Here is a 5,719-nt window from a genome sequence, read left to right as displayed (position 1 = left end):
GGGAGCGCTGGGCGGGGCCGCGTGCCGGCTCGGCGCTGGGCCGAGTGGAGTAGTTCCGGCGCCGTCCCGTGATTGGTCGTTTACTCCGAGCCAAGGAGGCGGTTCACTCTTCACGCGCAAGATCATCGGAACGAGGAAGGACCTTCATGACCCAGTCGCTGACCGCCCCGCGGCCGCTCGGGGACGACTTCTTCCAGGATCCCCACCGCGTCTACGAGGCGTTACGGACCACCGGGCCCGCGCACGCGGTCCGACTACCCTCCGGTCTCCGGGCATGGGTCGTCACCCGGTACGACGAGGCGAAGGAAGCCCTGACCACGCCGTCGCTGAGCAAGGACTACCGGGGGTTCTCCAGCCTCTTCCGCCACCTGGACCTGCCCGACGGCCAGACACCGGCCGAGCTGGCGGGCAGCTTCGCCGCCCAGATGGTCAACATGGACCCGCCGGAGCACACCCGGCTGCGCAAGCTGGTGCGGCAGGTCTTCAGCCCCCGCATGGTCGTCAACCTCCGCCCCCGCGTCGAGGCCATCACCACCGAACTGCTCGACGAGATGGAGTCGAGGACGGAGGTCGACCTCCTCGCCTCCTTCGCCTTCCCGCTGCCCATCCGGGTGATCTGCGAGTTGCTGGGCATCCCGCACGCGGATGCGGACGAGTTCCGCAGGTGGAGCGCCGACGTGGTCGCCAACTACGGGCCGGCGGACGGCACCCAGTCCTCGATCAACGACATGCTCGCCTACCTCCAGCACCTCATCGCCGAGAAGCGGGCGCACCCGGGCAACGACCTGCTGACCGACCTGATCGCCGCCAGGGACGGTGAGGACCGGCTCAGCGAGGAGGAGCTGGTCGCGATGTCGTTCCTCCTGGTGGTGGCCGGCCACGAGACCACGGTGAACCTCATCGGCAACGGGATGCTGCACCTGATGCGCCACCCCGACCAGCTGCGGGCACTGCGCAACGACCTGACGATGCTGCCGGCCGCCATCGAGGAGGTCCTGCGGTTCGAGGGCCCGGTGCACCTGGCCAGCATCCGGTACGCCACCGAGGAGTTCCGGCTGGGCCCGGCCCGGATCGGCGTCGGGGAGATCGTGCTGGTCTCGCTGTTGGCCGGTAGCCGGGACGACCAGTGCTACTCCCGCCCGGACGAGTTCGACATCACCCGCAACGCCAGCGGGCACCTGGCGTTCGGCCACGGCGTGCACTACTGCGTCGGAGCCGCCATGGCCAGGATGGAGGGTGAGGTCGCGTTCAGCGGGCTGCTGCGCCGCTTCCCGAACATGAGCCTGGGCACCCCCCAGTCCGAGATCCGGTGGCGGAAGTCGACCCTGGTCAGGGCGTTGGAGGAGCTGCCGGTCCGACTGCGCTGAGCCACCAGCACCGCCGACGGTGGGCCCCGGTCCTCGGCGGGGGCCGGGGACCCGCCTCGGCGGGCGTGATCAGCGCTCTACCCTGCTGGGGGTGACGGTCGAACACCTGCTGGACCTGGACCGGCGGCACGTGTGGCATCCGTACGGCCCCATGCCGGGCACGGAGGAGCCCCTGGTGGTGGCCTCCGCGTCCGGTGTGCGGCTCCGCCTGGCCGCCCCGGTGGCCGGGCGGGACGAACTGGTCGACGGCATGTCCTCCTGGTGGTCGGCGATCCATGGCTACCGGGTTCCGGAGCTCGACGCCGCGGTGCGGGACCAGCTCGGACGGATGAGCCACGTCATGTTCGGCGGCTTGACCCACGAGCCCGCGGTGCGGCTGTGCGCGCGGCTCGCGGAGATCACCCCCGGGTCGCTGCCGCACGTCTTCCTCAGCGACTCCGGTTCGGTCGCCGTCGAGGTGGCCGCGAAGATGTGCCTCCAGCACTGGCGCTCGCGGGGCCGCCCGGAGAGGACACGGCTGCTCACCTGGCGCGGCGGGTACCACGGGGACACCTTCCACCCCATGAGCGTGTGCGACCCGGTGGGGGGAATGCACGCGTTGTGGTCGGGGGTGCTGCCCGAACAGGTCTTCGCCCCGGCGCCGCCCCCGGGTGCGCACGCCGGCGTCGACCATGACTACGTGCGGACCCTGGCCGACCTGGTGGAGCGGCACGCCGACGAGCTGGCGGCCGTGATCGTCGAGCCGGTCGTGCAGGGCGCGGGAGGAATGAGGTTCCACGACCCCCGCTACCTGCACGTCCTGCGTGAACTCACCCTCGCCCATGACGTGCTGCTCGTCTTCGACGAGATCGCCACCGGTTTCGGCCGCACCGGGGAGCTCTTCGCCGCCGATCACGCCGGGGTCGCGCCCGATGTGCTCTGCCTGGGCAAGGCGCTCACCGGCGGCTACCTGAGCCTGGCGGCCACCCTGTGCTCGGAGGAGGTCGCGGAGGGGATCTCCGCCGGCGCCGTGCCCGTCCTGGCGCACGGCCCCACCTTCATGGGGAACCCGCTGGCCTGCGCGGTCGCCGCCGCCTCGGTGGAGTTGCTGCTGGCCGGTGACTGGCGTGCCGACGTGGCCCGGGTGGAGCGCGGACTCCGGACGGGCCTCGCCGCCGCTTCCGCGCTACCTGGCGTGGTGGACGTCCGGGTGCTCGGTGCGATCGGGGTCATCCAGCTCGACCACCCGGTGGACGTCCCGGCGGCCCGGGAGGCCGCCGCCCGGCACGGGGTGTGGCTGCGCCCCTTCCGGGACCTGGTGTACACGATGCCGCCCTACGTCAGCTCGGAGGAGGACGTCGCCGCGATCTGCGCCGCCATGACCTCCGTGGCCGAGGAGGCGTGAGGGGCGGGGGCGCTAGGGTCACGGCGTGCGACTGTTGGTGATCACCGGCACCGACACCGGTGTCGGCAAGACCGTGGTCACGGCCGGGGTCGCCGCGCTGGCGGCGGCGGCTGGCCGGCGCGTCGCCGTGCTCAAGGCCGCGCAGACCGGGGTGGTCGACGGCGAACCGGGTGACGTCGACGAGGTGGCTCGCCTCGCCGGCGCGGTCACCTGCCGGGAGACGGCGCGCTACCCGGACCCGCTGGCCCCGGCGACGGCGGCCCGACGCCGAGGGCGGGTCCCGGTGTCGCCGTCCGGTGTCGCCGACGCGGCCCGTTCGCTGGCCGCTGACCACGACCTGGTGCTCGTCGAGGGTGCCGGCGGTCTGCTGGTCCCGTTCGACGGGGACGGGGGGCTCGCCGAGGTGGCGGCGGCGTTGGCGGCGCCGGTGCTCGTCGTCGCCCGGGCCGGGCTGGGCACGTTGAACCACGCCGCGCTCACCGTGGAGGCGCTGCGCACCCGGGACCTGCGCTGCCCGGGGCTGGTGGTGGGGGAGTGGCCGGCCCAACCGGACCTCGCGTGCCGGGAGAACCTCCGGGACCTGCCGGCCGTGACGGGAGTACCGCTGCTCGGCGTGCTGCCGACCGGGTGCGCCGCACTGTCCCCGGAGGACTTCCTGGCCGCCGCCCGCGAGGGGCTCGCCGGGGAACTGGGCGGCCGGTTCGCCCCGGAGGAGGTCGCCGGGCCGCCCGAGGCGCCGGTCCCCCTGGCCACCGGGGCCGTGGCGGCGTCCGAAGTGGAGGAGCCAGCACAGACTCGCCGACCGTTTTTGTAGGTCTCCGGCAGTGCGCGTCACGCACCGCCACTGACATCGTGACACTTCGTGAGCGATGTCGACGGTAGGTCCACCACCAGCACGCGGCCGGTGGACGTCCTGGCCAGGGCGGCGGCCGAGGTGCTGGAGGCCGGGCGGGGGTTGGGCGAGGACGCGTTGCGCGAGGTGCTGTCCCTGCCGGACTCCCGGTTGTCCGAACTCCTCGACCTGGCACATCGGGTTCGTCTGCGCTGGTGCGGCCCCGAGGTGGAGGTCGAGGGCATCGTCAGCCTGAAGACCGGCGGTTGCCCGGAGGACTGCCACTTCTGCTCCCAGTCCGGCCTGTTCCCCACCCCGGTGCGCGCCGCCTGGCTGGACATCCCGGGCCTGGTGCGGGCCGCCCGGCAGACCGCGGCCTCCGGGGCGACCGAGTTCTGCGTGGTGGCGGCGGTGCGCGGGCCGGACGACCGCCTGCTCCGCCAGGTCAGGGCGGGCATCGAGGCCATCCGCGCCGATCCGGCGACCCGCGAGCTGAACATCGCCTGCTCCCTGGGCATGCTCACCGGGGACCAGGTGGCGGAGTTGGCGGCGATGGGGGTGCACCGCTACAACCACAACCTGGAGACCGCCCGGTCCCACTTCGACCGGGTCGTCACCACCCACACCTGGGAGGAACGCTGGTCCACCCTCCAGATGGTGCGGGAAGCGGGCATGGAGGTGTGCTGCGGCGGGATCATCGGGATGGGGGAGACGATCGCGCAGCGGGCCGAGTTCGCCAGCCAGCTCGCCGAACTCGACCCCCACGAGGTGCCGTTGAACTTCCTCATCCCCAACCCGGGCACGCCCTTCGAGCACTACCCGGTCGTCGAGGGGCCGGAGGCGCTGCGCACCGTGGCCGCGTTCCGGTTGGCCCTGCCCCGCACCGTGCTGCGCTTCGCGGGCGGCCGCGAGCTCACCTTCGGGGACCTGGGGGCCAGGCAGGGCATGCTCGGCGGGATCAACGCCATCATCGTCGGCAACTACCTGACCAACCTCGGGCGGCCGGCCGGTGAGGACCTGGACATGCTGGCCGAGTTGAACATGCCGATCAAGGCGCTCAACAGCACCCTGTGAGTCGACCGGCTCCAGGTTCGGCGTTCGGGGCGGTGAGGAGGACGGGACGTGGACGGCACCGGCTTCTGCGGGTGGTGCGGCCAGCCGGAGGGCGCCTGCGTGGACCGCGCGGTCTGCGTCCGCCGGCGCGTCACCGACCCTCCCCGGTACTGTCCCTCCTGCGCCCGGCGCATGGTGGTGCAGGTGACCCCGGCCGGGTGGAGCGCCCGGTGCAGCCGGCACGGCGGCCTGGGGGCGGAGGCCGACGCACCCACCCCGCCGGTCGGGTGAGCGGTCCTGGGACACTCACCGCCCGGGGAGCGGCGCGCCCACGGCGCCCAGACCCGGGCCGACCAGGGTGACGTGAAGTGGCCGGAACCCACCGAGAGAGCGGAGGTGCGGGTGTCGCGGCAACCGCGCAGCACCGGAGACGTCGGACCAGCACACCTCCCCGCCGCCCCGCCACCAGGAGCCGGGCCCACCGAGTACACGCCGGCGCGGCGCGCCCGCCCGCCGCTGGTGCGTCCCGACCTGCTGCCCGCGCTGAACCTGTTGTCCCTGGTCGCGCTCACCGGTCTCCCCCTGGGGTGGCTGTGGTCCTGGTTGGCGCCCCCGGTGCGGCTGCGGGTGCTCGCGGACGGGCGGCTGGCGAGCCTGCCCGCCGAGAGCTACCACCGGTTCGACGCCCTGGCGCTCTTCGTCCTCCTCGGGCTGGGAGCGGGCCTGGTCACCGGTTTCGCGGCCTGGTTGTGGCGGAGCCGGCGGGGACCGGTCGTCCTCGTCGCCGTCGTCCTCGGCTGCCTGGTGGCCGCCTGGTTGGCCCACCGGGTCGGCACGTCGTTCGCCGTGAGCCGTTTCCCGCTGGCGGACACGGTGTCCGCGGGGGCCACGCTGGTGCGCCCCCCGGAACTCACGACCGCCCTCGCCCTGGTCGCCCACCCGCTCGGAGCGGCGCTGAGCTACGGCATGGCGGTCGCCTGGTCCGGCACCGACGACCTGGGCCGCCGGCGCGGCTGACCCCCGGCCGCCGGTGCGCCCGGCCTCCCGCCGCCCGGGGGCCAGGTGCCCTCCGGTGCCCTGCGG

At 73.6% G+C, this 5,719-nt stretch carries 6 protein-coding genes; all 6 read left to right on the top strand.

Annotated features, from left to right (window positions below; genetic code table 11):
• Positions 1–146 precede the first annotated feature (146 nt).
• The gene (locus tag ACTIDRAF_RS0208210; RefSeq protein WP_016698251.1) at positions 147–1,367 is read left to right on the top strand and encodes a cytochrome P450 family protein; all 1,221 of its coding nucleotides are present in this window, start codon (positions 147–149) and stop codon (positions 1,365–1,367) included.
• 91 nt (positions 1,368–1,458) lie between these two features.
• Positions 1,459–2,751 (top strand): adenosylmethionine--8-amino-7-oxononanoate transaminase, encoded by a 1,293-nt coding sequence (locus ACTIDRAF_RS0208205; RefSeq protein ID WP_016698250.1) that lies wholly within the window; start codon positions 1,459–1,461, stop codon positions 2,749–2,751.
• A 25-nt stretch (positions 2,752–2,776) separates the two neighbouring features.
• The gene (gene bioD, locus ACTIDRAF_RS0208200) at positions 2,777–3,565 is read left to right on the top strand and encodes a dethiobiotin synthase (RefSeq protein WP_016698249.1); all 789 of its coding nucleotides are present in this window, start codon (positions 2,777–2,779) and stop codon (positions 3,563–3,565) included.
• A 48-nt stretch (positions 3,566–3,613) separates the two neighbouring features.
• Positions 3,614–4,657, top strand: a complete 1,044-nt coding sequence (bioB, locus tag ACTIDRAF_RS0208195; protein WP_016698248.1) for a biotin synthase BioB — start codon at positions 3,614–3,616, stop codon at positions 4,655–4,657.
• A 48-nt stretch (positions 4,658–4,705) separates the two neighbouring features.
• Complete coding sequence (gene bsaP, locus ACTIDRAF_RS0208190) at positions 4,706–4,927, top strand: biotin synthase auxiliary protein BsaP (RefSeq protein ID WP_016698247.1); 222 nt, start codon at positions 4,706–4,708, stop codon at positions 4,925–4,927.
• 111 nt (positions 4,928–5,038) lie between these two features.
• Positions 5,039–5,653 carry a DUF2567 domain-containing protein gene (locus ACTIDRAF_RS0208185; RefSeq protein WP_245533474.1) on the top strand — a complete coding sequence of 205 codons (615 nt, stop codon included), beginning with the start codon at positions 5,039–5,041 and terminating at the stop codon, positions 5,651–5,653.
• Positions 5,654–5,719 lie beyond the last annotated feature (66 nt).

The sequence above is a fragment of the Actinoalloteichus spitiensis RMV-1378 genome (assembly GCF_000239155.1).
Taxonomy (GTDB): domain Bacteria; phylum Actinomycetota; class Actinomycetes; order Mycobacteriales; family Pseudonocardiaceae; genus Actinoalloteichus_B; species Actinoalloteichus_B spitiensis.
The sequence above is the reverse complement of the archived record's forward strand: the minus strand, read 5'-3'. Positions and strand labels throughout refer to the sequence as shown.

What these genes read in the sequence shown, in the direction of transcription:
- ACTIDRAF_RS0208210 (WP_016698251.1), top strand. Translation starts at nt 147, where the DNA reads ATGACCCAGTCGCTGACCGCCCCGCGGCCGCTCGGGGACGACTTCTTC.